Below are 3,428 nucleotides of genomic sequence, written 5' to 3' on the forward strand. Positions count from 1 at the left end.
TGCCCGGCCCCGGGCAGGCCATGGGGGAACGGATGCCGATCTCGTGCCCGGCCTCGTGTCAGTCCTGCGGGGACCGCAGCTCGATCACGCTGATGTCCGGGGCCGTCCCGACCCGGACCGGCGGGCCGAAGAAGCCGGTCCCGTTGGTGACGTACACCTGGGTGTCGCCGACCTTGCCGAGGCCGGAGAGCACCGGGTTGGAGAGGGCGGCGACGGCGGTCAGCGGGAACATCTGGCCGCCGTGGGTGTGGCCGGAGAGCTGGAGGTCCACGCCGTTGCGCGAGGCCTCCTCCGCCAGGACGGGCTGGTGGGCCAGGAGGACCAGCGGGTTGGCCTCGTCACGGCCCCCGAGCGCCCGGTCGAAGTCGGGCCCCCGGCCGTGCTCCTCGCCGGTGACGTCCTCCACCCCGGCCAGGTCCACGGCGGCGCCGTTGTGGGTGAGGGTGAGGCGCTCGTTGAGGAGCGGGCGGACGCCGAGGTCGCGCAGTTCGCCGACCCAGCCCTCCACGTCGTCGTAGAAGTACTCGTGGTTGCCGGTGGCGAAGTACGTGCCGTGCCGGGACTCCAGGGAGCGGAAGGGCGTGATCGCGTCGCCGAGCTGGCGGCTGGTGCCGTCGGCGAGGTCGCCGACGATCGCGACCACGTCGGCCTCCAGGCCGTTGATCGTCCGGACGACGCGCTCGGTGTGCGAGCGGCCGAGCATGGTCCCCAGGTGCAGGTCGCTGACGACCGCGATGCGCAGGCCGGAAGCCCTCGGGTCCAGCTTCGGCAGCACGATCGGGACCCGCTTGATCCGCGGGTCGCCGAGCGCGACGGACATCCCGTACCCGGTGGTGCCGAGCGCGGTCGTCCCGACGATCGCGCCGACCGTCCGGCCCAGGAAGAGCCGCCGGTCGACCAGCCGGGGCGCGGGGGTGACGGTGTCGCCCCCGGTCGCGACCGGGGGACGCGTCGGCGGCTCCCCGGTGGCACCGGCCGTCCCTCCGTGCTCCCCCGGCTCCCCCCTACGGGTTTCCACGGGCGCCGCCGCGCCCGCCGGCACCGGCTCGGGAGCCACGGCCGGGGCGGCCGCCGGGACGGACGCGCCCGTCGCCCGCTCCTCCGCGCGGATGCGCCGGGCGAGGAGCGCGCGCGGGACCTCCGCCACCGCGAGCCCCGTCAGCAGGTACAGCAGCACCCCGATCAGGACGTAGCCGGGCCAGGCGATCCAGCGCCCGTCCGCCGGCCCCAGGTAGGGGATGGAGATGCGGGTGGCGGGCGCGAGCACCGCGGAGACGGCGACGGCCGCCGTGCCCCAGGCGCGGCCCCGGGTCCCGGGGCGGGTGGTGTCGCGCACCAGGCGGACCCACAGGTAGTAGTGGATGACCGCGGAGCCCACGACCATGGCCGCGTAGAGGCCGATTCCCAGCATGGGGTGCTTCTCTCTTCCGTTCCTTGCCGACGGGGGGTCCGGGGGCGGCCCGCCCCCGGACCCCGGGTTCTCGGTCCGCTCAGTCCGCGATGCCGAAGCGGGCGTGCAGACGCCTCAGCGGCGCCGGGGCCCACCAGTTGGCCCGCCCGGCCAGCCGCATCAGGACGGGGACGAGGACGGCGCGGATGAGGGTGGCGTCGACGAGGATCACCACGACCATGCCGAGGCCGAGCATCTTGAGGTAGACGATCCCCGAGGAGGCGTAGGTCGCGAACGAGGCCGCGAGGATCACCGCCGCCGCCGTGATCAGCGGACCGCTGCGCTCGAGGCCCCAGGCGACGGCGGCCGGGGTGTCGCCGGTCCGGTCGTACTCCTCCTTGATCCGGGACAGCATGAACACCTCGTAGTCCATGGACAGACCGAAGGCCGTGCAGAACATCAGGATCGGGATCGACGGCTCCAGGGTTCCGGTGGCGGTGAAGCCGAACAGCGAGGAGAGGTTGCCGTCCTGGAAGACCCACACGAGGGCGCCGAACATCACCGCCATGGAAAGGGCGTTGAGGACCATCGCCTTCAGCGGGATCAGCAGACTGCCCGTCATCAGGAAGAGGATCACGAAGGTGACGAGCAGGATCAGGCCGAAGACGACGGGCAGCCGGTCGACCAGGACGCCGCGGAAGTCGCCGAGTTCGGCCGGGTAGCCGCCGACGCGCACCTCGTCCGCGGGGCCGGCCGCCGCGCGGACGTCCGCCAGGATCCGGTCGGGGTCCGCGGACAGCGCCTTCTGGTTCGGGACGGCGGAGAACCAGGTGCCGGCCTCGTCGGCGAACCGCTGCGACGAGTCGTTCGGGCCGAGGATCCGGCGGCCTTCCGCGTACGAACCGGTCAGGGCGTCGACCTGCTGGATGCCGGGGACCTCGGAGAGCGCCAGCGCGTTCTTCTCGATGGCGGCGGAGTTCGCGGACGTGCCCGGCAGGCCCTTGCGCAGGACCTGGACGGCGTCCATCTCCTCCGCCGCGAAACCGGCCCGGATCTGGTCCTGCACGACACGGCTGGACGTCGACGCGGGCAGCACCCGGTCGTCAGGGGTGCCGAAGCTGATGCCGAGCGTCGGGGAGGCCAGGGCGAGCAGCACGGCCAGCGCCGGAACGCCGTACACCAGGGGGCGGCGCATCATCCGCAGGGCGGTCGTGTGCCACCAGCCGGTCGCGCCGGCGGGGGCGGGCTTCTTGCGCTGGATCCGGTGACCGAGCCGGGTCAGCGCGGCCGGCAGGATCACGAGCGCGGCGAAGACCGAGGTCAGGACGACCGCGATGCCCGAGTACGCGAAGGAGCGCAGGAACGGGAACGGGAACAGCATCAGGCAGGCGAGCGACACGATGACCGTGAGACCGCTGAACGCGACCGTGCGGCCCGCCCGGCCGACCGCCTGCCGGGTCGCCTCGGCGACCTCGCGCCCGGCCGTCAGCTCCTCGCGGAAGCGGCTGATGACGAAGAGCGAGTAGTCCACGCCGAGGCCGACGCCCATCACGAGCGTCAGGTTGGCGGCGAACGTCGACACGTCCGTGAAGGAGGTCAGGATCCGCATCAGCGCCAGGGTGGTGACGACCGAGAAGAGCCCCATGCCGAGCGTGAGCAGCGCCGCGTTGAAGCGCCGGTAGATGAGGGCGAGGAGGAGCAGCACCAGCGGGAAGACGATCAGCTCGGCGCGCAGGAAGTCGGTCCGCGCCTGCGCGGCCGCCTGCCGGAACACCTCGTCGCCGCCACCGACCTCCACCCGCACGGTGGCGTCGTCCCGCGCGAACTCCGGCGCGAACTCGGCGAGTCGGGTGCGGGCCTCGGTGACCGTGCCCTGCATGCGGGCGATGACGATCGCCTGCCCGAAGTCCTCCGAGCGCATCACGGGGGAACCGCCGCGCGACCAGAACGAGGCGGTCTCGGCGACCCCGTCCTGTGCGGCCAGCTCCTTCTCCAGGGCCCGCCCGGCCGCTCCAGCGGGCCGGGCGGGCCCTGGAGA

2 protein-coding genes are annotated in these 3,428 nt (G+C 73.3%); both read right to left on the reverse strand.

All coding sequences use genetic code 11. The features are described 5' to 3' along the window. Positions 1 to 58 precede the first annotated feature (58 nt). Positions 59 to 1,411 (reverse strand): metallophosphoesterase, encoded by a 1,353-nt coding sequence (locus CCN56_RS34550; RefSeq protein WP_086831755.1) that lies wholly within the window; start codon positions 1,409 to 1,411, stop codon positions 59 to 61. A gap of 79 nt (positions 1,412 to 1,490) precedes the next feature. Further along, on the reverse strand, positions 1,491 to 3,428 hold a 1,938-nt coding region (locus tag CCN56_RS34555), incomplete at its 5' end, for an MMPL family transporter (protein ID WP_107484269.1).

Source organism: Streptomyces sp. NRRL B-24572 (assembly GCF_002156145.1).
Lineage (GTDB): Bacteria > Actinomycetota > Actinomycetes > Streptomycetales > Streptomycetaceae > Streptomyces > Streptomyces vietnamensis.